Annotated in this window: 22 protein-coding genes; 17 read left to right on the plus strand and 5 right to left on the minus strand. The window is 51.8% G+C overall.

Features of this window, described 5'->3' with window-relative positions; translation table 11 throughout:
• Positions 1 to 53 precede the first annotated feature (53 nt).
• From nudF to parE, 5 genes are read left to right on the plus strand one after another with little or no spacing between them, the layout of a single operon-like run.
• Positions 54 to 683, plus strand: coding sequence for an ADP-ribose diphosphatase (gene nudF, locus ACJHWK_RS04810; protein WP_000917117.1), 630 nt, complete (start codon positions 54 to 56; stop codon positions 681 to 683).
• On the plus strand, positions 684 to 1106 hold the full coding sequence (locus ACJHWK_RS04815) for a DUF1249 family protein (protein WP_000833393.1): 423 nt from the start codon (positions 684 to 686) through the stop codon (positions 1104 to 1106).
• A gap of 24 nt (positions 1107 to 1130) precedes the next feature.
• Entirely contained in the window at positions 1131 to 1958 is an 828-nt protein-coding gene (cpdA, locus tag ACJHWK_RS04820) for a 3',5'-cyclic-AMP phosphodiesterase (RefSeq protein WP_000444747.1), read from the plus strand.
• Complete coding sequence (gene yqiA, locus ACJHWK_RS04825) at positions 1958 to 2539, plus strand: esterase YqiA (RefSeq protein ID WP_000105733.1); 582 nt, start codon at positions 1958 to 1960, stop codon at positions 2537 to 2539. Before cpdA ends, yqiA begins: the two co-directional genes overlap by 1 nt.
• 28 nt (positions 2540 to 2567) lie before the next feature.
• Positions 2568 to 4460: a DNA topoisomerase IV subunit B gene (parE, locus tag ACJHWK_RS04830; RefSeq protein WP_000195296.1), complete on the plus strand. Its 1893-nt coding sequence runs from the start codon at positions 2568 to 2570 to the stop codon at positions 4458 to 4460.
• Between the two features lie 63 nt (positions 4461 to 4523).
• Here parE and ACJHWK_RS04835 read toward each other — a convergent pair whose 3' ends face one another.
• The gene (locus ACJHWK_RS04835; protein ID WP_001051699.1) at positions 4524 to 6665 is read right to left on the minus strand and encodes a TonB-dependent siderophore receptor; all 2142 of its coding nucleotides are present in this window, start codon (positions 6663 to 6665) and stop codon (positions 4524 to 4526) included.
• Positions 6666 to 7038: 373 nt separating this feature from the next.
• On the opposite strand from ACJHWK_RS04835, the gene ACJHWK_RS04840 reads away from it, so the two are divergent.
• Genes ACJHWK_RS04840 through ACJHWK_RS04860 form a run of 5 tightly spaced genes read left to right on the plus strand, consistent with a single transcriptional unit; the run spans position 7039 to position 11716 of the window.
• Positions 7039 to 7848 (plus strand): ABC transporter ATP-binding protein, encoded by an 810-nt coding sequence (locus ACJHWK_RS04840; RefSeq protein ID WP_000940887.1) that lies wholly within the window; start codon positions 7039 to 7041, stop codon positions 7846 to 7848.
• Positions 7845 to 8828, plus strand: coding sequence for a FecCD family ABC transporter permease (locus ACJHWK_RS04845; protein WP_000986441.1), 984 nt, complete (start codon positions 7845 to 7847; stop codon positions 8826 to 8828). The genes ACJHWK_RS04840 and ACJHWK_RS04845 overlap by 4 nt, the downstream gene beginning before the upstream one ends.
• Positions 8829 to 8836: 8 nt before the next feature.
• Positions 8837 to 9874 carry a FecCD family ABC transporter permease gene (locus ACJHWK_RS04850; RefSeq protein ID WP_122987785.1) on the plus strand — a complete coding sequence of 346 codons (1038 nt, stop codon included), beginning with the start codon at positions 8837 to 8839 and terminating at the stop codon, positions 9872 to 9874.
• 10 nt (positions 9875 to 9884) lie between these two features.
• Positions 9885 to 10832, plus strand: a complete 948-nt coding sequence (locus tag ACJHWK_RS04855) for an iron-siderophore ABC transporter substrate-binding protein (RefSeq protein WP_001305988.1) — start codon at positions 9885 to 9887, stop codon at positions 10830 to 10832.
• Complete coding sequence (locus ACJHWK_RS04860) at positions 10829 to 11716, plus strand: MurR/RpiR family transcriptional regulator (protein ID WP_000614954.1); 888 nt, start codon at positions 10829 to 10831, stop codon at positions 11714 to 11716. Before ACJHWK_RS04855 ends, ACJHWK_RS04860 begins: the two co-directional genes overlap by 4 nt.
• A 44-nt stretch (positions 11717 to 11760) precedes the next feature.
• On the opposite strand, the gene ACJHWK_RS04865 is transcribed toward ACJHWK_RS04860, so the two are convergent.
• The 4 genes from ACJHWK_RS04865 to qseB all read right to left on the minus strand — a co-directional run bounded on the left by ACJHWK_RS04865 (position 11761) and on the right by qseB (position 14802).
• Positions 11761 to 12075, minus strand: a complete 315-nt coding sequence (locus ACJHWK_RS04865) for a putative quinol monooxygenase (RefSeq protein WP_000958598.1) — start codon at positions 12073 to 12075, stop codon at positions 11761 to 11763.
• 30 nt (positions 12076 to 12105) lie between these two features.
• Entirely contained in the window at positions 12106 to 12687 is a 582-nt protein-coding gene (gene mdaB, locus ACJHWK_RS04870; RefSeq protein ID WP_139496487.1) for an NADPH:quinone oxidoreductase MdaB, read from the minus strand.
• A 109-nt stretch (positions 12688 to 12796) separates the two neighbouring features.
• Positions 12797 to 14146, minus strand: a complete 1350-nt coding sequence (qseC, locus tag ACJHWK_RS04875; protein ID WP_000673411.1) for a quorum sensing histidine kinase QseC — start codon at positions 14144 to 14146, stop codon at positions 12797 to 12799.
• Complete coding sequence (gene qseB, locus ACJHWK_RS04880; RefSeq protein WP_170886158.1) at positions 14143 to 14802, minus strand: quorum sensing response regulator transcription factor QseB; 660 nt, start codon at positions 14800 to 14802, stop codon at positions 14143 to 14145. Before qseB ends, qseC begins: the two co-directional genes overlap by 4 nt.
• Positions 14803 to 14953: 151 nt before the next feature.
• On the opposite strand from qseB, the gene ygiW reads away from it, so the two are divergent.
• The 7 genes from ygiW (at position 14954) to ACJHWK_RS04915 (ending at position 24781) form a co-directional block, all read left to right on the plus strand.
• Positions 14954 to 15346, plus strand: a complete 393-nt coding sequence (ygiW, locus tag ACJHWK_RS04885; RefSeq protein ID WP_000712658.1) for an OB fold stress tolerance protein YgiW — start codon at positions 14954 to 14956, stop codon at positions 15344 to 15346.
• 52 nt (positions 15347 to 15398) lie between these two features.
• Positions 15399 to 15881 (plus strand): GyrI-like domain-containing protein, encoded by a 483-nt coding sequence (locus ACJHWK_RS04890; protein ID WP_000183492.1) that lies wholly within the window; start codon positions 15399 to 15401, stop codon positions 15879 to 15881.
• Positions 15882 to 15989: 108 nt separating this feature from the next.
• Positions 15990 to 17597: an ABC transporter substrate-binding protein gene (locus ACJHWK_RS04895; protein ID WP_001327858.1), complete on the plus strand. Its 1608-nt coding sequence runs from the start codon at positions 15990 to 15992 to the stop codon at positions 17595 to 17597.
• Between the two features lie 137 nt (positions 17598 to 17734).
• The gene (gene parC, locus ACJHWK_RS04900) at positions 17735 to 19993 is read left to right on the plus strand and encodes a DNA topoisomerase IV subunit A (protein WP_410234800.1); all 2259 of its coding nucleotides are present in this window, start codon (positions 17735 to 17737) and stop codon (positions 19991 to 19993) included.
• A gap of 233 nt (positions 19994 to 20226) precedes the next feature.
• On the plus strand, positions 20227 to 20964 hold the full coding sequence (plsC, locus tag ACJHWK_RS04905; RefSeq protein WP_000965712.1) for a 1-acylglycerol-3-phosphate O-acyltransferase: 738 nt from the start codon (positions 20227 to 20229) through the stop codon (positions 20962 to 20964).
• Positions 20965 to 21038: 74 nt separating this feature from the next.
• Entirely contained in the window at positions 21039 to 22451 is a 1413-nt protein-coding gene (ftsP, locus tag ACJHWK_RS04910; RefSeq protein ID WP_000059388.1) for a cell division protein FtsP, read from the plus strand.
• A gap of 110 nt (positions 22452 to 22561) precedes the next feature.
• Positions 22562 to 24781 carry a YgiQ family radical SAM protein gene (locus tag ACJHWK_RS04915; protein WP_000095154.1) on the plus strand — a complete coding sequence of 740 codons (2220 nt, stop codon included), beginning with the start codon at positions 22562 to 22564 and terminating at the stop codon, positions 24779 to 24781.
• Positions 24782 to 24789: the final 8 nt, after the last annotated feature.

Consider the following 24789-nt stretch of genomic DNA (forward strand, 5'->3'; position numbering starts at 1 on the left):
CAAACGTCGCTGAAATTCACATTTAATTCACTATTAGTGCCAGGACATTAACAATGCTTAAGCCAGACAACCTGCCCGTTACATTTGGCAAAAACGATGTAGAAATTATTGCACGAGAAACACTTTATCGCGGCTTTTTTTCATTAGATCTTTATAGATTTCGTCATCGTCTATTCAACGGGCAAATGAGTCATGAGGTACGGCGGGAAATTTTTGAGCGCGGTCACGCCGCAGTCTTGCTACCCTTTGACCCAGTGCGTGATGAAGTTGTGCTGATTGAGCAGATTCGGATTGCCGCGTACGACACCAGCGAAACCCCCTGGCTACTGGAGATGGTTGCCGGGATGATTGAAGAGGGTGAAAGTGTGGAAGATGTTGCCCGTCGCGAAGCGATTGAAGAGGCGGGACTGATAGTCAAACGGACCAAACCGGTGTTAAGTTTCCTGGCAAGCCCGGGGGGCACCAGTGAGCGTTCGTCAATTATGGTGGGCGAAGTGGACGCCACGACCGCAAGCGGTATTCACGGTCTGGCTGATGAAAACGAAGATATTCGCGTTCATGTGGTAAGCCGGGAACAGGCATACCAGTGGGTAGAAGAGGGGAAAATCGACAACGCAGCGTCGGTCATCGCTTTGCAATGGCTGCAGCTGCATCATCAAGCGTTAAAAAATGAGTGGGCATAAATGAAGCGTTACACACCTGACTTTCCTGAAATGATGCGCCTGTGCGAGATGAACTTTTCACAATTGCGCCGTTTGTTACCGCGCAATGACGCACCCGGCGAAACTGTAAGCTATCAGGTGGCAAACGCACAATATCGGCTGACGATTGTGGAATCGACCCGATACACTACCCTGGTGACAATAGAACAGACTGCGCCCGCGATCAGTTACTGGAGCCTTCCGTCAATGACGGTGCGTCTGTATCATGACGCGATGGTGGCTGAAGTGTGTTCAAGCCAGCAGATTTTTCGCTTCAAAGCGCGGTATGATTATCCTAATAAAAAGTTGCATCAACGCGACGAAAAGCATCAAATTAATCAGTTTTTAGCGGACTGGTTGCGATACTGTTTAGCACATGGAGCGATGGCGATTCCGGTTTATTAGCGTCGTGAAACCTAAGGACACCATTTGGAAAGCCTGTTAACCCTTCCTCTGGCTGGTGAGGCCAGAGTCAGGATTTTACAAATTACCGACACTCACCTGTTTGCGCAAAAGCACGAAGCCCTGTTGGGGGTAAACACCTGGGAAAGCTACCAGGCGGTGCTGGAGGCGATTCGGCCACACCAGCACGAATTCGACCTGATTGTCGCGACAGGTGATTTAGCGCAGGATCAATCCTCTGCGGCCTATCAGCATTTCGCTGAAGGCATCGCAAGTTTTCGTGCGCCCTGCGTCTGGCTGCCGGGCAACCACGATTTCCAGCCCGCGATGTACAGCGCGTTACAGGATGCGGGTATCTCCCCGGCGAAGCGGGTGTTTATTGGTGAGCAATGGCAAATCCTGTTGCTGGATAGCCAGGTGTTTGGCGTGCCGCACGGTGAGCTGAGCGAGTTTCAGCTTGAGTGGCTGGAACGTAAACTGGCCGATGCGCCAGAACGCCATACGTTGCTGCTGCTACATCATCATCCGCTACCTGCGGGTTGTAGTTGGCTTGATCAACACAGCCTGCGTAACGCGGGCGAACTGGATACCGTGCTGGCGAAGTTTCCGCACGTCAAATACTTGCTGTGCGGTCATATTCATCAGGAGCTGGATCTCGACTGGAACGGTCGCCGCCTGCTGGCAACGCCGTCGACCTGTGTGCAGTTTAAGCCGCACTGTTCCAACTTTACGCTGGACACCATCGCGCCCGGCTGGCGTACTCTCGAGTTACATGCTGATGGCACGCTGACCACCGAGGTGCATCGCCTGGCGGACACACGTTTCCAACCTGATACCGCTTCAGAAGGCTACTGATGTCTACGCTTCTTTATTTACACGGTTTCAACAGCTCGCCGCGCTCTGCAAAAGCGAGCTTGTTAAAAAACTGGTTGGCGGAACATCACCCTGACGTAGAGATGATCATTCCGCAGTTGCCGCCGTATCCTTCCGATGCGGCAGAACTGCTGGAATCCATTGTCCTGGAACATGGCGGCGATTCGCTGGGTATTGTCGGTTCGTCACTGGGGGGATATTACGCCACCTGGTTGTCGCAATGTTTTATGCTGCCCGCAGTGGTGGTAAACCCGGCGGTACGCCCGTTTGAACTGCTGACGGACTATCTCGGTCAGAACGAGAACCCCTACACCGGGCAGCAATATGTGCTAGAGTCACGCCATATTTACGATCTCAAAGTCATGCAGATTGACCCGCTGGAAGCGCCGGATTTGATCTGGCTGCTGCAACAGACGGGAGATGAAGTGCTGGATTACCGCCAGGCGGTGGCGTACTACGCTTCCTGCCGCCAGACTGTCATAGAAGGCGGCAACCACGCATTCACGGGCTTCGAAGATTATTTCAACCCGATCGTCGATTTTCTTGGTCTGCACCATCTCTGACGATCAACTCGAATTGCTAACTTAAACCATGACGCAAACTTATAACGCTGATGCCATTGAGGTACTCACCGGGCTTGAGCCGGTTCGCCGCCGTCCGGGGATGTATACCGATACCACTCGCCCTAACCATTTGGGGCAAGAAGTTATTGATAACAGTGTCGATGAAGCACTGGCGGGTCACGCAAAACGCGTGGATGTAATCTTACATGCTGACCAGTCGTTAGAAGTGATTGACGATGGGCGCGGGATGCCGGTGGATATTCACCCGGAAGAGGGTGTACCGGCGGTTGAACTGATTCTTTGCCGTCTGCATGCAGGCGGTAAATTCTCTAACAAAAACTACCAGTTCTCTGGCGGCCTGCATGGCGTGGGGATTTCGGTAGTTAACGCCCTGTCGAAGCGCGTAGAAGTTAACGTACGCCGCGATGGTCAGGTTTATAACATCGCCTTTGAAAATGGCGAAAAGGTGCAGGATTTACAGGTTGTCGGCACTTGCGGTAAGCGCAATACCGGTACCAGCGTGCACTTCTGGCCGGATGAAACCTTCTTTGACAGCCCACGTTTTTCTGTTTCACGCCTGACACATGTGCTGAAAGCCAAAGCGGTACTGTGCCCTGGTGTTGAGATCACTTTTAAAGATGAGATCAACAACACCGAACAGCGCTGGTGCTATCAGGACGGTCTGAATGATTACCTGGCGGAAGCGGTAAACGGTTTACCGACGCTGCCAGAAAAACCGTTTATCGGTAATTTCGCTGGCGATACTGAAGCGGTGGACTGGGCGCTACTGTGGCTGCCGGAAGGCGGTGAACTGCTGACCGAAAGCTACGTCAACCTGATCCCAACGATGCAGGGCGGTACCCATGTTAATGGCCTGCGTCAGGGCCTGCTGGACGCGATGCGTGAGTTCTGTGAATACCGCAACATTCTGCCGCGCGGTGTAAAGCTGTCGGCGGAAGATATCTGGGATCGCTGCGCCTATGTGCTGTCAGTAAAAATGCAGGATCCGCAGTTTGCCGGGCAGACCAAAGAACGTCTCTCTTCGCGTCAGTGCGCGGCATTTGTTTCTGGCGTGGTGAAAGATGCCTTCATCCTGTGGCTGAACCAGAACGTTCAGGCGGCGGAGCTGCTGGCGGAGATGGCGATTTCCAGCGCCCAGCGCCGTATGCGTGCGGCCAAAAAAGTGGTGCGTAAAAAGCTGACCAGCGGTCCGGCGCTGCCTGGCAAACTGGCTGACTGTACCGCGCAGGACCTTAACCGTACCGAGCTGTTCCTTGTGGAAGGTGACTCCGCAGGCGGATCTGCCAAGCAGGCGCGCGATCGCGAATATCAGGCTATCATGCCACTGAAAGGTAAGATCCTTAACACCTGGGAAGTCTCCTCCGACGAAGTGCTGGCTTCACAGGAAGTGCACGATATTTCGGTAGCGATCGGTATCGATCCAGACAGCGACGATCTGAGCCAGCTTCGTTATGGCAAAATCTGTATCCTCGCAGATGCGGACTCTGATGGTCTGCACATTGCCACGCTGCTCTGCGCTTTGTTCGTAAAACACTTCCGCGCGTTGGTGAAACACGGTCACGTTTACGTCGCACTGCCACCGCTCTACCGTATTGATCTCGGGAAAGAGGTTTATTACGCGCTGACGGAAGAAGAGAAAGAGGGCGTACTTGAGCAATTAAAACGCAAGAAAGGCAAGCCGAACGTCCAGCGTTTTAAAGGTCTGGGGGAAATGAACCCGATGCAATTGCGCGAAACCACGCTTGATCCGAACACTCGCCGTCTGGTGCAGCTGACTATCGATGATGAAGACGATCAGCGTACTGACGCGATGATGGATATGCTGCTGGCGAAGAAACGCTCGGAAGATCGCCGCAACTGGTTGCAAGAGAAAGGCGACATGGCGGAGATTGAGGTCTGATAATCCTCCCGCCAGAAGAATAAAACATAGCCCGGTATACAAGTGTATACCGGGCTTTTTTGATCAAAATTCCATTTTCACCGTGAATTGCACTTCACGCGGATCGCCAATCTGATTCCCCAGATTATTTGTGGCGATGGAAGAGGTGTAATACGTTTTATCAAACAGGTTTTTGACGTTTAATTGCAGTGTGACCGGATACTGCAATTTCATTTTGTATGCGGCGAAGGCATCGGCAACGAAATAGCCTGGCAGATAATAGTCAGCCCCATTGGTTGCCGAACGACGGCTTACGCCATGTCCACCACCGCCAAACGTCAGTGTGTTATTGCCTGGCATGTTATGAATGTCATAGGTCAGGAATAGCGAACCGGTATGACGAGGAACATTCGGCAATGGTTTCCCTGCATAATCAGGATCTTCCAGAACCTTAGCATCGGTATAGCCGTAGCTGGCAATGATATTAATGTTTTCAGTTAATGCTCCCGCAAGGTCGACTTCTACCCCTCTTGAACGAACGCGGCCTGCCGTTTTGGCGATGGTTTCATCACCAATACTTTCGGTATACAACACGTTACGTTTATGGATATCAAACAGCGCAATATCTGCGGTTATACCATCGAACAGCTCGAATTTTGCCCCGACTTCGTAAGCATTAGATGATTCCGGTGGAAGATCTCCGATGTAGCTGGCAATTGACGATTGCGGCATAAATGTTTGCGAATAATTAGCAAATAAGGATACCGATGGCGTCAGTTTGTAGACTAACCCCAGTTTGGGCGTCCATTGTTCATCGCGGCTGTCAGTATTGACATTAAAAGGACGGCCTTTACCCGCATACTGCGTGTAATACTGATAGCGGATCCCGGCGACGGCAATCCAGTTATCGGTCAGATAGAGTGCGTCCTGTGCATACGCTGAGTAGCTCTCCTGTTTGATCGTCTGATCACTGTCCGACGCCGAAACCGTTGTACATTTGCTGGTATTACCATAAACAGGGTTGTAGATATTGAAATCTTTAGCTTTTTTACAGCGAATCATATCTGTGCGCAGAAGATCATAATATTCATATGACACCCCACCCAGAATCTCATTATAGAACCCAGCAATATCAACATTCCCTTGCAGATCCGCACGAGTAGAATGCATACGCTGGGTAGATCCCTGAGTTGCATCAACACGCCGTGTCAGCGTTCCTGTCGTTGCATCATACGCGGTAACACGAGCCTGATTATCGCCGTATTTATCCTGGCTGTAGCTGTAATCAAAGCGCGCTGTCCACTGGCTATTGAGATGATATTCTGCGTTGAGTTGCGCCAGATCGGACTGACCATCTGTAATATTAAACGGTTCGTCAAAACGTATTTTTCGATCAACGTTTACGGGCTGTTTCGTCGTAAGGTCGAAAATCGTTCCACGATCGAACGGAGTTTTATAGTCCCGATGGGAATAGAGCATGGTTACTGTTGCATTATCACCAAACCAGGTGAGTGACGGGGCAATAAATGTACTGCGCTCTTTACCGAAGTTTCGCCAGTAATCTTCATCCTGCACTTCCCCCGTCAGGCGGTATGCCAGCTGAGTGCCTTCAATGGGACCTGTGATATCAAGTTGCCCAGTGCCTCCGCCAAAACTGGAGGACGTGGCTGAGACAGAACCATGGAATGTTTTTTCCGGGCGCTTGGTCACGACGTTAATCAATCCACCAGGATCGAGAATGCCATACAGCGTGGAGGCCGGACCTTTTAGCACTTCCACACGTTCTGTGGCGGCGTTGAAACTGCGAGGAAGTACAGTTCGCAGGCCGTTGGTCATGATGGAGCCATCCCGGTTTGCGCCAAACCCACGACGTACAAAGGCGTCCTGAGTTCCGCCTAATGTATTGGTCTGTACCACGTTACTGACGTTATAAAGCGCTTCATCCAGCGTCGTCGCATTCTGATTTTCCAGAACCTGATCGCTAACCGTATTGACCACCTGCGGGATATCCAGCATCGGCATATCGGTTAATGTCGCCGTGGAAGTGCTCAGAGGTTGATAACCATCGGTCGCCTCAGTTGCGGTATTTGCATCCGCTGTAACAGTGATTGTTTCGCCATCTTTGGTCGTTGCAGTGTCGGTTGCATGAATCATTGGTGCTGCAAAGAGCAGTGAAAAGAGCGCCCGACCTTTGATTCCTGAGAATGAAGGTGTGAACTTAGCCATTTAGTCTGTTATCCCAAAAACTCACGGATTGTCGTGAGTGAAAATTGTTTCTTGTTGCTCACTAAGCACTATCCGTTTGTTATTTCGTCATCGGATATGTAATTGAGAATCATTCAACCATGCGGTGATGTAGTAGTAAATGAGAAATAACAAAAAATTGCTACATGTGTTTTTATGAGAGGTTAATGCAATTCAATTGATGATAATTTATTAATATTTAATGGTTTTATTTTTATCTTTAAAAATATTTCACCTGTTATTTACCTTGTTTTTGTATGGCTTTTAACTTCTTGACTACTACATTTTGTGGCGTCAAACTCTCAAAGGAGAATGAGTTTTATTTTTGTTTGTCTTTGATTAAGTTGGCGTACACGTGGCACATAACGCAAAAGGGCAGGGGCTGATCCTCGACAATGTTTCTGCCGGGTATCACACGAAAATCATTGTTGATGGTGTTTCTTTCTCCGTTCCCACAGAAAAAATGACCGTTCTGGTTGGGGCAAACGGCTGTGGAAAGTCGACGTTGCTCAGCACCATTGCACGTATCTTGCAACCTATGGGCGGCTCGATATTGCTGGATGGTAAAGCGATTCACGAGCAACCAACGAAAGCGTTATCCCGTAGACTTGGGATCTTGCCGCAGTCGCCATTATTGCCGGAGGGCTTAACCGTTTATGAACTGGTGTCGCGTGGGCGTTTTCCCTGGCAGAATTTCATTCGTCAATGGAGCGACGCCGACGAGCAGGCGGTAGAAGAGGCCCTGAAATTAACCGGTACGCAGGAGTTTGCACATTTACCTGTTGAAAAACTTTCTGGTGGGCAGCGCCAGCGTTGCTGGATTGCGATGGTGTTGGCGCAAAAGACGCCTTATATCCTGCTGGATGAACCCACAACCTGGCTTGATTTACGTTATCAGGTTGAAATTCTTGAGTTATTACATGATTTAACGCGTCATCACGGGCGTACAGTCGTCGTGGTGTTGCATGATCTGAATTTTGCCGTCAATTATGGTGATACGTTGATATTTTTACGCCAGGGGAAAGTGGTGCGTGTGTTGAATGAGGGGGAACATTGCACGCCTGAGCTGGTAAAAGCTGTCTTTGACGTTGATGTTCACGCATCAATAAATCCTCTGACGGGAAAGCCGTTCTTCATGCCGTTTCGTGGTGTAGAAAAAGTATGATGCGCACAGGGCTGGTTACTGTAATTTTCCTCGCCTTACTGCTGGTGGGATGCGTGGTATATCCAGGGATTGGTGCCCGATTTATTGCACCACAAACGGTGTTGCAGGCATTTCTTCATTTTGAACCGCAAAACTTCGATCACAACGTAATTGTAAGACTCCGTTTGCCGCGTTTAGCGGCAGCATTGCTTACCGGTGCTTCTCTTGGAGTTGCTGGTGCTTTGTTGCAGGCTGTCATTCGTAACCCATTGGGGGAGCCACATATTTTAGGCTTAAATGCCGGAGCCGCTCTTGCTGTCGTTGCTGCCAGTGCGCTTGGGCTGGCCTTTCCGGTTGGACGCCCACTGCTGGCATCTACGGGCGGCGCGTTATTGTTCCTGTTGATATTGCTGCTTTCCTCCGCAGGGCGTTCAGGGTTAACGCCAATGAAAGTTACTTTATGCGGCGTGGCGCTATCGGCGTTCGTGTCCTCAATAACGGCTGCAATCCTGATTCTTGACGAACAAACACTGCTGGCGATGCGGACATGGCTAGCAGGTGATTTAGCGGGGCAGGATTGGGCGACGCTGGGTACGTCCGCCTGGTTTTCTCTGGGGGGGGTTGTGTTAGCCATTTACCTTGCGCCCTCTCTTAACATGTTGGCACTGGGTGATCGCATGGCGCAGGGGCTGGGCGTCTCGGTACTCCGCACGCGAACATTCACTCTGCTTGCGATCGCGTTGCTCTGTGGCGCAGCCGTATCGATTGCTGGCCCCATTGGTTTTGTCGGTCTGCTAGTACCGCAGATTGTCAGGCGTCTGGTATCAGCGGATCTGCGCGTTCTGCTCCCTCTTTCAGCTTGTGTCGGCGCGCTTTTGTTATTACTGGCAGATATTATTGCTCGGACGCTTTTCACGCCCCATGAGTTAGCGACCGGTGTCATGACGGCGTTAGTTGGTGCGCCTGTTTTTGTCATTATGGCGACGAGGATGTTCAAATGAGTCGGATAATGAACGTCGGGCTACGTCCACTACGTGTTGGTAAGTTTTCGACACTGGTACGCCCTAAAAATCTGGTGTTGCTTGGTGGGCTGTTTCTGTTTGCGGTTGGAATACTGATATTCGGTCTGATGCAGGGTTCTTTTTCTGTCCCGGCATCGGAAGTAGGACGAGCGTTGTTTGCTCCAGAAAACGTAAGCACAGACGCACGTTATATTGTGCAGGATATTCGCTTGCCGAGAGTCATCATGGCATTGCTATGCGGAGCCATGTTAGGTATGGCGGGGGCCGCGATGCAATCCATTGCGCGTAACGGCCTTGCCGATCCTGGTTTAATCGGCGTCAAAGAAGGATGTAGCGTGGCGGTGCTGTGGCTGATTTTCCAGTTTCCAATGCTGGGAATGTTCTGGCGTCCAGTGGCTGGTCTTGCTGGTGGCTTGTTGGTGGCTTTAATCGTGATTTTTTGTGCGCGCGATATTTCCCGCCCGCGATTTGTTCTGATTGGTATTGGTGTTTCCTGGTTTTTCGCCGCCGGTATCGGTGTATTTATGACCACTGCAGATGTTCGAGATGTACAAACTGCATTGATGTGGTTATCGGGAAGCCTGCATGCAGCTAACTGGATGTTAGTCGGTATTTCAGCCTGTTGGATGTTGCCAGCCGCTCTTTTATTGCTGTTCACCGCCAGGACGGCGGATATCGCTCTGCTTGGTCATCAGGTTGCAACCGGGTTAGGGGTGAATAGTTCTCGTCTGGCGTTGTTACGTGTCGCCGCACCAATAATCCTGACAGCCGTCTGCGTTTCGTGTGTTGGTAACATCGGTTTTGTCGGATTGATAGCACCCCATATATCACGTTTTATTCTACGTGGCGGGCAGACGACATTACTGCTGGGGAGCGCCGTATCGGGGGCGTTGTTAGTCATCCTGGCGGATAGCATTGGTCGTTTGGCTTTTTTGCCTTTGCAACTGCCTGCCGGAATCATTATTTCATTGATTGGTGGACCATTCTTTTTGCTACTGCTCTGGCAGCGCAGGAACAGTTTTTAATGGGAGTTATATGCGTTTATTTTTTTCTCTGCTGATACTGTTGTCATTCTTTGCCCGCGCGACAGAACCTGTTCAGGTCTTTACTGATGATTTAGGGCGCAAAGTTACTGTTCCTGCTCATCCAAAGAGAATTGTCTCTTTACACGATCTTGATATCACTATTCCTCTGATTGAGCTCGGTGTACCTCCTGTCGCCAGCCACGGGCGAACCCGGCCTGATGGTAGCCATTTCATTCGATCAGGCGCGTTATTGACAGGTGTCGACTTTGATAATTCATCGATCGCTTTTATTGGCACCGCTGATATTGATATTGAAGCGATTGTGGCGGCAAAGCCTGACCTGATCATCACAGAACCGACCCGTAATACGCCCATTGAACAACTGGAAAAAATTGCGCCCACGGTGAGCATTGATCATCTCAAAGGAGGCGCGCCAGAAATCTACCGCAAGCTGGCAGAACTTACAGGAACGCAGTCGCAGCTGGCGATACTTGAACGCCGCTATCAGGCACAAATCAATGCGCTGAAGGCGACGCTGGACAGCCAAAAAATAACGGTATCGGTGATTCAGGCAAATCAGGGAAAAATTAATGTGATGCATAGCTATCATTCGCTGGGGCGGGTATTACGCGATGCTGGTTTTCGCTTTCCGCCGCTGATTGAGAGCATTCCTGAAGGTGGGCGAATGGATGTGAGCGCAGAGCGTTTACCTGAACTGGATGCCGATTTTGTTTTTGCAACCTGGCGCGGTGACACCGGTGGTAAACCTCAGGATGAGCTGGCAGCAATGGAAAAAGTCATGCCGGGATGGTGTCAGTTTCTGACGGCCTGTCGTTCCGGGCGCTATGTGCTGATTTCTCGTGAAGAGGCGATTTCTAACTCCTTTGCATCTCTGGGGCTGATGGCTGCGCAGATACAATCACAAATTGCGGGACGACCTCTACCGGAGGCTAAATGATCCAGAAAGACAAAACGCGGGTTGATATTTATGGTGAGCGTTTTCGCACTCGCGCGAGTCAGTTAACGCCTGGGTTAAGAGCTGTCGCAAGCTACATTAATGAGCATCGTGAAGTGGTACTCGAGCAAACGGCGATGGAAATTGCGGCCACGTTGAACACTTCCGATGCCACAGTTATCAGGGCTATACAGGCTCTGGGGTTTGCCGGGCTGCGTGATCTGAAACGCACTCTGGAACAGTGGCTTGGTCCAGCCCTTAGTTCCAGCGAAAAGATGTCTACGACGGTGAGTAACTTGACGAGCGATGTTAACACCGCAATCGACTTTGTTCTTGAAGGGCATTTGTATACTTGTAATGTCCTGTCAGAGCCTGAAAACCGCCACGCGCTTGCGCAAGCTGTAGCGTTGTTGGTGCAGGCACGGCAAGTCGCTATTTTTGGCATTGGCGCTTCGGGTATCCTGGCGGACTATACCGCACGACTATTCAACCGCATAGGTTTGCCTGCCACGGCACTAAACCGTACGGGTATTGGCCTTGCCGAGCAACTGATCGCGCTTCAACGTGGCGATGTTCTGATCATGATGGCGCAAAAATCTGCGCACCGGGAAGGGCTGACAACGCTTCGTGAGGCGAGGCGGCTGGGGATCCCTGTTATTTTGCTGACAAACGCGCTGGATTCACGTTTTAGCAAAGACGCCAGTATCGTGATTCATGTTCCGCGCGGGGATGAAAAGGGGAAAACGCCACTACATGGTACGGTATTGTTGTGTCTGGAAATGATTGTCTGGTCGGTAGCTTCCGCAGTGCCGCAGCGTGCGGTTAAAACCATTAAGCGAATTAACGATTTCCATCGAGGACTGAAAACGGGAAGAAAGAATGGCTAATCTGGGCTGAGACCGGTAGCAGCACCGGCCTCTTTTCAGGAATGTTAAATCCCCGGTTGCAGAATACGGATATTCATCTCCAGCACGTCGCCTTTTACGGCTTCGCTGTACGCCTTCATGTGCGGGGTTTGCAGATGCGCTTCAAGATGCGCGATGCTTTCCCACTGCTCAATCATCACGATAGAATCCGGTGCCATAGACTGGAAACTCACGCCAGCAGCGCAATCCACCATTGGCGCATAGCCGTGGCAACCTTCTTCTTTCAGTACGGTTGGAACGATTTTAGCAAACTGATCCAATACTGCCTGACGGTGATGTTGACCAGGACGAGTACGGATTTCTGCGATTACGGTAAGCATGGTTAACTCCTTCTAAAGCCTGAGCTCTAGTTAACCAAAAATTTCCACAAGATGCTTGCGATATTCTTCAGTATAGCGGGGAACATCAGGCATTTTTATCACGTCATTAGCGATAAATGTCGACAGCGGTTCCATGCCAAGGAATTGGTTTGCTTTATGGAACGGCAGATACACACCGTCAACGCCAACGCCGTGGAAGAACTGATCTTTTTCGGTGAAGGCTTCCATTGGTGCGTTCCAGGTCAGAGAAAGCATATATTTTTTGCCCTGTACCAGGCCGCCGGAACCGTATTTTTTCGACGGATCTTTGCGGGTACGACCATCGCTGGCATACAGAGTCCCGTGACCTTCGGTGAATACATCATCAATGTATTTTTTCACTGTCCACGGCGCGCCCATCCACCAGCCTGGCATCTGCCAGATCACCACATCAGCCCAGAGAAAGTTTTGTACTTCCGCTTTGACATCGTAGTCGCTGTCGGCGCGAACGATGCGAACATCATGCCCGAGGTCGCGCAGTGTGCCATCCGCGACTTCGGTCAGGGTGTCGTTCAGTTGACCATTGGAGTGGGCGAATTTTTTCGCGCCGTTGATAATCAGGATGTTGCTCATTTTTTAACCTCAAGGTGAGACGTTTGTCGACTATAGTACGTCACAGAGCGGTACGGTGAAATTAGCAAAATGTGCAAAGTCTTTTGCTAATTTAGCAAAAGTCTTACCCTTACCAGCTCACCTTCGCCTCAAATCCACCTTGTTCCGCATTCCCAAACTCAACATTCATGCCATGCAATTTGGCGATTCGCTGGACAATCGATAGCCCAAGTCCACTGCCGGTAGCGGTTTGTCCGGGTGGGCGATAGAAGCGTTCGCCAATTCTCGCCAGTGCCTCTGGCGTCACACCGGGGCCGTTATCCCTCACGATGAAATTTTCGGCATTCAGCGTGACGTCCACCACGCTGCCCTGTGGACTGTAGCGCACGGCGTTATCCAGAAGGTTTCGTACCAACAAACTTAGCAACAGCGGTTGTCCGGTGCGTTTGATACCGTGGGCATTGAGTGTCAGTCGCACGTCAATTTTCGCCTGCTGCGCCGTGTGGTAAATATCCATTACCGACGATTGCAGGAGATCTTCAAGCGGGATCTCCGCGACGTCCTGAAGGTTATCCAGTGAGTCCAGCCGCGATAGCGTGAGCAGTTGATCAACCAGACGAGTAGCACGATCGATTCCGGAATGTAATTGAAGCAGCGCTTTTTTCCGCGCCTGCGGATCATCGTCAGAGAGCTGCGCAACTTCGGTTTGCACTTTCAGCGCCGTTAACGGGCTACGAAGTTCGTGAGCTGCGTCGGAGGTAAAGCGTCGTTCACGAACCATCATCGCATGTGTGCGGGCGAACAGTTGATTCAACGACTCAACCAGTGGACGCACTTCGCTGGGTACGCCCGTCGCGTTTAGTGGTTTTTCCGAGTCAGGGTCACGCATACGTAGTGCCAGCGCCAGTTTGTTCAGCGGCGCGAGTTCACGACCCAGTAGTACCATCATGATGATTAACATAATCGGCAGTGCGACAAGCCACGGGATCAATTGCCCGGCAACAATCGCCAGCGCCATGTCTTCGCGGTATTCCCATTCCTGACCAACAACGATGCGATATTTGCCATCAGGTGAGGTCATCCAGACAAAACGCCAGGGATCGTCTTCACCGACCAGTTGCCCGTCAGCAAAACCTTCCCGTTGATAGCTATAGGGAATATCTTCTCCGTTATCGCCATCATTAAGGACCATTCTGCCGTCGTGGGTAAAGATGGCAAAGGTCAGCGCATCGTCATCAACATGACCGTGTTTTAATTTATTTGGCGTCTGTGCCATGCGATCTACCGCGTTGATTTCGTTGAGATCGAGCGTACTTAACCGCTTGGCAAACAGCATCAGTTGGGTGTCGAACAACTCATCGACGTTATCCGTTGTTTGTTTCCAGGCGACAAAGCTGGAAAGCAGCCAGGTCACTGAGGCCAGAATTAAAAAGATTAGCGTCAGCCTGACTCGCAGACTAAGACGTTGGGTAAATTTCATTTCTCACCTAATGTGTAGCCAATACCATGAACGGTACGAATAAAATCACTGCCGAGTTTGCGTCGCAGATGATGCACATGCACTTCAACGGCATTACTGGTGACCTCTTCGTCCCAGGTATACAGTTTCTCTTCAATCAGTTTGCGCGGCAGTACCCGACCAGCGTTACGCATCAGTAATTCCAGCAGGGCAAATTCTGTTGGTTTCAGCGTTAAGGGTTCGCCAGCCAGCGTGGCGATACGTTTGCCGGGGTCGAGCATGACGTTACCGTGGCGCAGTTCGTTGCTGGCCTGGCCGTTGGTTCGGCGCATCAGAGCTTCCAGCCTGGCGGCGACTTCTATCAACGCAAAAGGTTTACACAGATAATCGTCAGCTCCCAGACGCAGCCCCTCTACACGTTCCGCTAACGCATCGCGCGCGGTCAGGATCAGTACCGGCTCACGCTGACCTTTTTCTCGCCATTCGCGCAAAATATCGCGACCATCCATGCCTGGTAAGGTTAAATCCAGGATCACCGCATCATAAGGCGCACTATATAGCGCCTCTTTTCCCTGACGACCTTGTGTAAACCAGTCGACGCTAAAACCCATTTTACTAAGGCCCGTTTTGATGCCGTCGCCAATCAGCATGTCATCTTCTATCAGTAAAATTCGCATTTTTTCATCCCTGCGATAACCGTATTTGCTGCCAGTAAACCGTGTTGTAACGCGCTCTGTACAGCATTAAATTTTATTTTTTTCCCTTAAGAAGTTGTTAAGGACTATCTTGTTAAATGCTCGGAAACAGACATTAAAGGGAGTAATAAACATGAAAAAATTCGCAGCAGTAATCGCAGTAATGGCCCTGTGCAGCGCACCGGTGATGGCAGCAGAGCAGGGCGGTTTTTCTGGCCCATCGGCAACGCAAAGTCAGGCCGGAGGATTCCAGGGGCCGAACGGCAGCGTAACGACCGTAGAAAGCGCAAAATCCCTGCGTGACGACACCTGGGTAACCCTGCGCGGCAATATCGTTGAACGCATCTCTGACGATCTCTACGTGTTCAAAGATGCCAGCGGTACTATCAATGTTGATATCGACCACAAACGCTGGAACGGCGTGACGGTGACGCCGAAAGATACGGTTGAGATTCAGGGTGAAGTCGATAAAGACTGGAATTCTGTTGAAATTGACGTCAAACAGATCCGCAAAGTAAATCCGTAATTGTTACCGCTCCCGGGACGCATTCCCGGGAATAATTTCGCAGGGAGGCAAAATGACAAACCTGACACTGGATGTAAATATTATCGATTTCCCATCAATCCCTGTGGCGATGTTGCCGCACCGCTGTAGCCCTGAGTTGCTCAACTACAGCGTGGCGAAATTTATCATGTGGCGTAAAGAGACGGGGCTTTCTCCTGTTAACCAAAGCCAGACTTTTGGCGTCGCCTGGGACGACCCTGCCACCACCGCACCGGAAGCGTTTCGCTTTGATATCTGCGGCAGCGTTAGCGAACCGATCCCCGATAATCGTTATGGTGTGAGTAATGGTGAACTTACCGGTGGACGTTATGCTGTGGCCCGCCATGTTGGCGAGCTGGACGATATTTCACACACGATATGGGGCATCATTCGCCACTGGCTACCTGCAAGCGGCGAGAAAATGCGTAAAGCACCGATTCTGTTTCACTACACCAATCTTGCCGAAGGGATGACAGAGCAGCGACTGGAAACGGATGTTTATGTACCGTTAGCGTGATGGAGAATCTTTACCGGAGTGTGAGCCACATCACTCGCGATAAGTTTGAGCGAACAATGCCACAGGCGTATTGTTGTCGGGCTTATAATTTCTCCGGTAAGGAATACCATGTATACGCGAAATTTATTATGGCTGGTCAGCCTGGTAAGTGCGGCTCCTCTCTACGCTGCTGACGTTCCCGCCAACACACCGCTCGCCCCGCAACAAGTCTTTCGTTACAACAATCATAGCGACCCAGGTACGCTCGACCCGCAAAAGGTAGAGGAGAATACTGCCGCGCAGATTGTGCTGGATCTGTTTGAAGGTCTGGTATGGATGGACGGTGAAGGCCAGGTGCAGCCCGCTCAGGCTGAACGCTGGGAGATACTGGACGGCGGCAAGCGCTATATTTTCCATCTGCGTAGCGGTTTGCAGTGGTCAGACGGTCAGCCTCTGACGGCAGAGGATTTTGTCCTCGGCTGGCAGCGCGCGGTTGACCCGAAAACGGCAAGCCCTTTTGCTGGCTATCTGGCACAGGCGCACATTAACAATGCCGCGGCTATTGTTGCGGGTAAAGCAGATGTTACATCGCTGGGTGTCAAAGCGATGGATGATCGTACTCTTGAAGTTACGCTTGAGCAGCCGGTTCCTTGGTTCACGACGATGCTCGCCTGGCCGACGCTGTTCCCGGTTCCCCATCATGTCATCGCGAAATATGGCGATAGCTGGAGTAAGCCTGCGCATATGGTTTACAACGGTGCCTTTGTGCTTGAACAGTGGGTAGTTAACGAAAAGATTACTGCACGCAAAAATCCAAAGTACCGCGATGCGCAACATACAGTATTGCAACAGGTTGAGTATCTGGCGCTGGATAATTCGGTCACCGGCTATAACCGCTATCGCGCGGGAGAGGTCGATCTCACCTGGGTTCCGGCGCAGCAAATTCCCACCATTGAAAAATCACTGCCTGGCGAGCTACGAATTATCCCGCGTCTGAACAGCGAATATTACAACTTTAACCTTGAGAAACCGCCATTTAACGATGTGCGGGTGCGTCGGGCGCTATATCTTACGGTTGATCGACAGCTTATTGCGCAAAAGGTACTGGGGTTGAGAACGCCCGCAACCACGCTGACGCCGCCAGAGGTAAAAGGCTTTAGCGCGACGACGTTCGATGAACTGCAAAAGCCAATGAGTGAGCGTGTCGCGATGGCAAAAGCCTTGCTGAAACAGGCGGGATACGACGCCTCTCATCCGCTACGCTTTGAGCTGTTCTACAACAAGTACGATCTGCATGAAAAAACCGCGATAGCGTTGTCTTCCGAATGGAAAAAATGGCTGGGTGCACAGGTGACGCTGCGCACAATGGAGTGGAAAACTTATCTTGATGCCCGACGAGCCGGTGATTTCATGCTGTCGCGGCAGTCGTGGGATGCGACGTATAATGATGCTTCCAGCTTCCTGAACACGCTCAAAAGCGATAGTGAAGAAAACGTCGGTCACTGGAAAAATGCGCAGTATGACGCCTTACTAAACCAGGCCACGCAGATCACTGATGCGACAAAGCGTAATGCGTTGTATCAGCAGGCAGAAGTGATCATCAACCAACAGGCACCGCTGATTCCTATCTACTATCAGCCGTTAATCAAACTGCTTAAACCCTACGTTGGCGGTTTTCCGCTGCATAATCCCCAGGATTATGTCTACAGCAAAGAGTTGTATATCAAGGCACATTGATGCCTTTATCGCCGTCGGAGCACGTCCAGCGGCGCTATTCACGCTGATCTCCTGTGACTCGACGCGGCAGATAATGTAGTATCTCCGGCAATATTACCCCTTTGAAGGCTGGCGAATAAGTTGAGGAATCAGAATTAATGAGCGATATGGCAGAGCGCCTTGCGCTACATGAATTTACGGAAAACGCCTACTTAAACTACTCCATGTACGTGATCATGGACCGTGCGTTGCCGTTTATTGGTGATGGTCTGAAACCTGTTCAGCGCCGCATTGTGTATGCGATGTCTGAGCTGGGCCTGAATGCCAGCGCCAAATTTAAAAAATCGGCCCGTACCGTCGGTGACGTACTGGGTAAATACCATCCGCACGGCGATAGCGCCTGTTATGAAGCGATGGTCCTGATGGCGCAGCCGTTCTCTTACCGTTATCCGCTGGTTGATGGTCAGGGGAACTGGGGCGCGCCGGACGATCCGAAATCGTTCGCAGCAATGCGTTACACCGAATCCCGGTTGTCGAAATATTCCGAGCTGCTATTGAGCGAGCTGGGGCAGGGGACGGCTGACTGGGTGCCAAACTTCGACGGCACTTTGCAGGAGCCGAAAATGCTACCTGCCCGTCTGCCAAACATTTTGCTTAACGGCATCACCGGTATTGCCGTCGGCATGGCGACCGATATTCCACCGCATAACCTGCGTGAAGTGGCTCAGGCGGCAATCGCATTAATCGACCAGCCGAAAACCACGCTCGACCAGCTGCTGGATATCGTGCAGGGGCCGGATTATCCGACTGAAGCGGAAATTATCACTTCGCGCGCCGAGATCCGTAAAATCTACGAGAACGGACGTGGTTCAGTGCGTATGCGCGCGGTTTGGAAGAAAGAAGATGGCGCGGTGGTTATCAGCGCATTGCCGCATCAGGTTTCAGGTGCGCGCGTACTGGAGCAAATTGCTGCGCAAATGCGCAACAAAAAGCTGCCGATGGTTGACGATCTGCGCGATGAATCTGACCACGAGAACCCGACCCGTCTGGTGATTGTGCCGCGTTCCAACCGCGTGGATATGGATCAGGTGATGAACCACCTCTTCGCAACCACCGATCTGGAAAAGAGCTATCGTATTAACCTCAATATGATCGGTCTGGATGGTCGTCCGGCGGTGAAAAACCTGCTGGAAATCCTCTCCGAATGGCTGGTGTTCCGCCGCGATACCGTGCGCCGCCGACTGAACTATCGTCTGGAGAAAGTCCTCAAGCGCCTGCATATCCTCGAAGGTTTGCTGGTGGCGTTTCTCAATATCGACGAAGTGATTGAGATCATTCGTAATGAAGATGAACCGAAACCGGCGCTGATGTCGCGGTTTGGCCTTACGGAAACCCAGGCGGAAGCGATCCTCGAACTGAAACTGCGTCATCTTGCCAAACTGGAAGAGATGAAGATTCGCGGTGAGCAGAGTGAGCTGGAAAAAGAGCGCGACCAGTTGCAGGGCATTTTGGCTTCCGAGCGTAAAATGAATAACCTGCTGAAGAAAGAACTGCAGGCAGACGCGCAAGCCTACGGTGACGAACGTCGTTCGCCGTTGCAGGAACGCGAAGAAGCGAAAGCGATGAGCGAGCACGACATGCTGCCGTCTGAACCTGTCACCATTGTGCTGTCGCAGATGGGCTGGGTACGCAGCGCTAAAGGCCATGATATCGACGCGCCGGGCCTGAATTATAAAGCGGGTGATAGCTTCAAAGCGGCGGTGAAAGGTAAGAGCAACCAACCGGTAGTTTTTGTTGATTCCACCGGTCGTAGCTATGCCATCGACCCGATTACGCTGCCGTCGGCGCGTGGTCAGGGCGAACCGCTCACCGGCAAATTAACGTTGCCGCCTGGGGCGACCGTTGACCATATGCTGATGGAAAGCGACGATCAGAAACTGCTGATGGCTTCCGATGCGGGTTACGGTTTCGTCTGCACCTTTAACGATCTGGTAGCGCGTAACCGTGCAGGTAAGGCTTTGATCACCTTACCGGAAAATGCCCATGTTATGCCGCCGGTGGTGATTGAAGATGCTTCCGATATGCTGCTGGCAATCACTCAGGCAGGCCGTATGTTGATGTTCCCGGTAAGCGATCTGCCGCAGTTGTCGAAGGGCAAAGGCAATAAGATTATCAACATTCCGTCGGCAGAAGCCGCGCGTGGCGAGGATGGTCTGGCGCAACTGTACGTTCTGCCGCCGCAAAGCACGCTGACCATTCATGTTGGGAAACGCAAAATTAAACTGCGTCCGGAAGAGCTACAGAAAGTCACTGGCGAACGTGGACGCCGCGGTACGTTGATGCGCGGTTTGCAGCGTATCGATCGTGTTGAGATCGACTCTCCTCGCCGTGCCAGCAGCGGTGATAGCGAAGAGTAATATGTCGGGGAGGGCGCTGTTTCCTCCCGCTTGCAAGGAACGCCGGATGAAACGTTAAGTCGTCATCCGGCAGCGTATTCAACCCCCGGAAACGATAAAAATTCCCTTGAAACCGTTGTTTATTCATGCGTTGCGATTAACAATACGCTTTTCCAGAGAGCGGCTTTTAACAATGCCCTAACCTGATTTCAGGTGACGTACAATGCCAGTCTCTCAGACCTTCAGAGGGTGTTATGCTATATATCTTTCGTCTTATTATTACCGTGATTTACAGCATCTTAGTCTGTGTATTCGGCTCCATTTACTGCCTTTTCAGCCCGCGTAACCCGAAACATGTGGCCACCTTTGGGCATATGTTTGGCCGTCTTGCGCCGCTTTTCGGCCTGAAAGTGGAGTGCCGCAAACCTGCAGACGCTGAAAGCTACGGCAATGCTATCTATATCGCTAACCACCAGAACAACTATGACATGGTGACAGCATCGAACATTGTGCAACCGCCGACGGTGACGGTAGGTAAAAAGAGCTTGCTGTGGATCCCCTTCTTCGGGCAGTTGTACTGGTTAACCGGCAACTTATTGATCGACAGAAACAATCGCACTAAAGCTCACGGCACTATTGCGGAAGTCGTGAATCATTTCAAAAAACGCCGTATTTCCATCTGGATGTTCCCGGAAGGTACCCGCAGCCGTGGTCGCGGCCTGCTACCGTTCAAGACCGGGGCATTTCACGCGGCAATTGCGGCAGGCGTCCCGATTATTCCCGTGTGCGTCTCTACAACTTCGAATAAGATTAATCTTAATCGACTGCACAACGGTCTGGTGATTGTCGAAATGCTGCCGCCAATTGACGTCAGTCAGTATGGCAAAGATCAGGTTCGTGAGCTGGCTGCCCATTGTCGTTCGATAATGGAACAAAAAATCGCCGAGCTCGATAAAGAAGTCGCAGAGCGTGAAGCCGCCGGAAAAGTTTAAGTCGGCAATCTGTATTTTTGCGGGGAACACTTTCCTGCACGGTATTACTTTAGCCAGTTTTACATGGAGCAAATATGTCACTCAGTCGGCGTCAGTTCATTCAGGCATCGGGGATTGCACTTTGTGCAGGCGCTGTTCCCCTGAAGGCCAGCGCAGCCGGGCAACAGCAACCGCTACCCGTTCCGCCGCTACTTGAATCTCGCCGTGGGCAACCGCTGTTTATGACTGTACAACGTGCGCACTGGTCATTTACGCCAGGGACACGCGCGTCGGTCTGGGGAATCAATGGTCGTTACCTGGGGCCGACTATCCGCGTCTGGAAGGGCGACGATGTTAAGCTTATTTACAGCAACCGCCTGACAGAAAATGTCTCAATGACGGTGGCCGGGCTACAGGTACCAGGCCCGCTGATGGGCGGTCCGGCACGGATGATGTCGCCAAACGCTGACTGGGCACCCGTACTGCCCATTCGCCAGAACGCAGCTACTCTGTGGTATCACGCCAATACTCCCAACCGCACGGCTCAGCAGGTCTATAACGGCCTTGCCGGAATGTGGCTGGTGGAAGATGAAGTCAGCAAGTCGCTGCCTATCCCCAACCATTATGGTGTGGATGATTTTCCGGTCATTATCCAGGATAAACGGCTGGATAACTTTGGTACGCCAGAATACAACGAACCGGGAAGCGGCGGCTTTGTTGGTGATACGCTGCTGGTTAACGGTGTACAAAGCCCGTACGTTGAAGTCTCGCGTGGCTGGGTGCGCTTGCGACTGCTGAACGCGTCGAACTCTCGTCGCTATCAACTACAGATGAACGATGGTCGCCCGTTACATGTGATTTCTGGCGATCAGGGATTCCTGCCTGCTCCTGTATCGGTGAAGCAACTTTCGCTGGCACCGGGCGAGCGCCGCGAGATTCTGGTGGATATGAGCAACGGCGATGAAGTGTCGATCACCTGTGGCGAAGCGGCGAGCATTGTTGATCGTATTCGTGGCTTCTTTGAGCCATCCAGTATTCTGGTTTCTACCCTGGTGCTAACGCTGCGCCCAACCGGCCTTCTGCCGCTGGTCACAGACAGTCTTCCGATGCGCTTGCTGCCAACTGAAATCATGGCTGGTTCGCCAATTCGCAGTCGCGATATCAGTCTGGGTGATGACCCGGGTATTAATGGACAGCTGTGGGACGTCAACCGTATTGATGTCACCGCGCAGCAAGGAACGTGGGAACGCTGGACGGTACGCGCGGACGAGCCGCAAGCGTTCCATATTGAAGGCGTAATGTTCCAGATCCGTAACGTGAATGGCGCGATGCCGTTCCCGGAAGACAGAGGCTGGAAAGATACCGTTTGGGTTGACGGACAAGTGGAGCTGCTTGTTTATTTCGGTCAGCCTTCCTGGGCGCACTTCCCGTTCTACTTCAACAGTCAGACGCTGGAAATGGCGGACCGTGGCTCGATTGGGCAACTGTTGGTCAATCCGGTACCGTAATCTTCATACTCGCCCGAGGAGGGCGAGTATGGAATACCTTTCGATTTCTCTTTCGTTCCGGCTTATAATCCCCGGCCTTTGATTATTTTTTTATCATTTCTGGAAGCAAAATGAGCTCTATCTCCCTGATCCAACCGGATCGCGACCTGTTCTCCTGGCCGCAGTACTGGGCCGCCTGTTTTGGACCGGCACCGTTTTTGCCGATGTCTCGTGAAGAGATGGATCAACTTGGCTGGGATAGCTGCGACATCATTTTGGTTACTGGCGACGCGTATGTCGATCACCCAAGCTTCGGGATGGCGATTTGCGGTCGTATGCTGGAAGCGCAGGGCTTTCGCGTCGGGATCATCGCCCAGCCGGACTGGAGCAGCAAAGACGACTTTATGCGTCTGGGTAAACCGAATCTGTTTTTCGGTGTTACTGCTGGCAACATGGATTCGATGATCAACCGTTATACCGCCGATCGCCGTTTACGTCATGACGATGCCTACACGCCGGATAACGTCGCGGGTAAGCGCCCGGATCGCGCCACACTGGTTTATACCCAGCGTTGTAAAGAGGCGTGGAAAGATGTACCGGTGATCCTCGGCGGTATTGAGGCTAGTCTGCGCCGTACCGCGCATTATGATTACTGGTCCGATACCGTGCGCCGTTCCGTGCTGGTGGATTCGAAAGCCGACATGCTGATGTTTGGTAACGGTGAGCGTCCGCTGGTGGAAGTGGCGCATCGTCTGGCGATGGGCGAGCCAATTAGCGAAATCCGCGATGTGCGTAATACTGCGATTATCGTAAAAGAGGCGTTGCTAGGCTGGAGCGGCGTGGATTCTACTCGTCTTGATACTCCTGGGAAAATCGACCCGATACCGCATCCGTATGGCGAAGATTTGCCGTGTGCGGATAACAAACCGGTGATGCCGAAAAAGCAGGAAGCCAAAGCCGTAACCGTGCAGCCGCCGCGCCCGAAACCGTGGGAAAAAACCTACGTGTTGCTGCCTTCTTTCGAGAAAGTGAAGGGCGATAAAGTGCTGTACGCCCATGCTTCGCGTATTCTGCACCACGAAACTAACCCAGGCTGCGCCCGCGCATTGATGCAAAAACATGGCGACCGCTATGTGTGGATCAACCCGCCTGCTATTCCGCTTTCTACCGAAGAGATGGACAGCGTCTTTGCGCTGCCGTACAAGCGCGTGCCGCATCCGGCCTATGGCAATGCCCGTATTCCGGCTTACGAAATGATCCGTTTCTCGGTCAACATTATGCGCGGCTGCTTTGGCGGCTGCTCTTTCTGTTCTATCACCGAGCACGAAGGGCGCATTATTCAGAGCCGTTCGGAAGATTCGATCATTAATGAGATTGAAGCGATCCGCGACACCGTTCCAGGTTTTACGGGCGTGATTTCCGATCTCGGTGGGCCAACTGCCAACATGTATATGTTGCGCTGCAAATCGCCACGCGCAGAGCAAACTTGTCGCCGTTTGTCCTGCGTTTACCCGGATATTTGTCCGCATATGGACACTAACCACGAACCGACGATCAACCTCTATCGCCGCGCTCGCGATCTGAAAGGCATTAAAAAGATCCTGATTGCCTCAGGCGTACGTTATGACATCGCCGTGGAAGATCCACGCTATATCAAAGAGCTGGCGACCCATCACGTCGGCGGTTATCTGAAGATTGCCCCGGAACATACCGAAGAAGGGCCGTTATCGAAGATGATGAAGCCGGGCATGGGCAGCTATGACCGCTTTAAAGAGCTGTTCGATACTTACTCAAAACAGGCAGGTAAAGAGCAGTATCTGATCCCCTATTTCATCTCCGCGCACCCCGGTACGCGTGATGAAGATATGGTGAATCTGGCGCTGTGGCTGAAAAAGCATCGTTTCCGTCTCGACCAGGTACAGAACTTCTACCCATCGCCGCTGGCGAACTCAACCACCATGTATTACACCGGGAAAAACCCGCTGGCGAAGATTGGTTATAAGAGTGAAGACGTCTTCGTACCGAAGGGCGACAAGCAGCGTCGTTTGCATAAAGCGTTGTTGCGTTACCACGATCCGGCAAACTGGCCGTTAATCCGCCAGGCGCTGGAAGCGATGGGTAAAAAGCATCTGATTGGTAGCCGTCGCGATTGCTTAGTGCCTGCGCCAACCATTGAAGAGATGCGTGAAGCTCGTCGCCAGAACCGCAATACCCGTCCGGCGTTGACGAAACATACGCCGATGGCGACCCAGCGTCAGACGCCTGCTACGGCAAAAAAAGCGTCGTCTACGCAATCTCGTCCGGTGAATGCTGGTGCGAAGAAACGGCCTAAAGCGGCGGTTGGACGTTAAAAAATATC

The organism is Escherichia sp. WS547 (assembly GCF_046486065.1).
Classification (GTDB): Bacteria; Pseudomonadota; Gammaproteobacteria; order Enterobacterales; family Enterobacteriaceae; genus Escherichia; species Escherichia coli.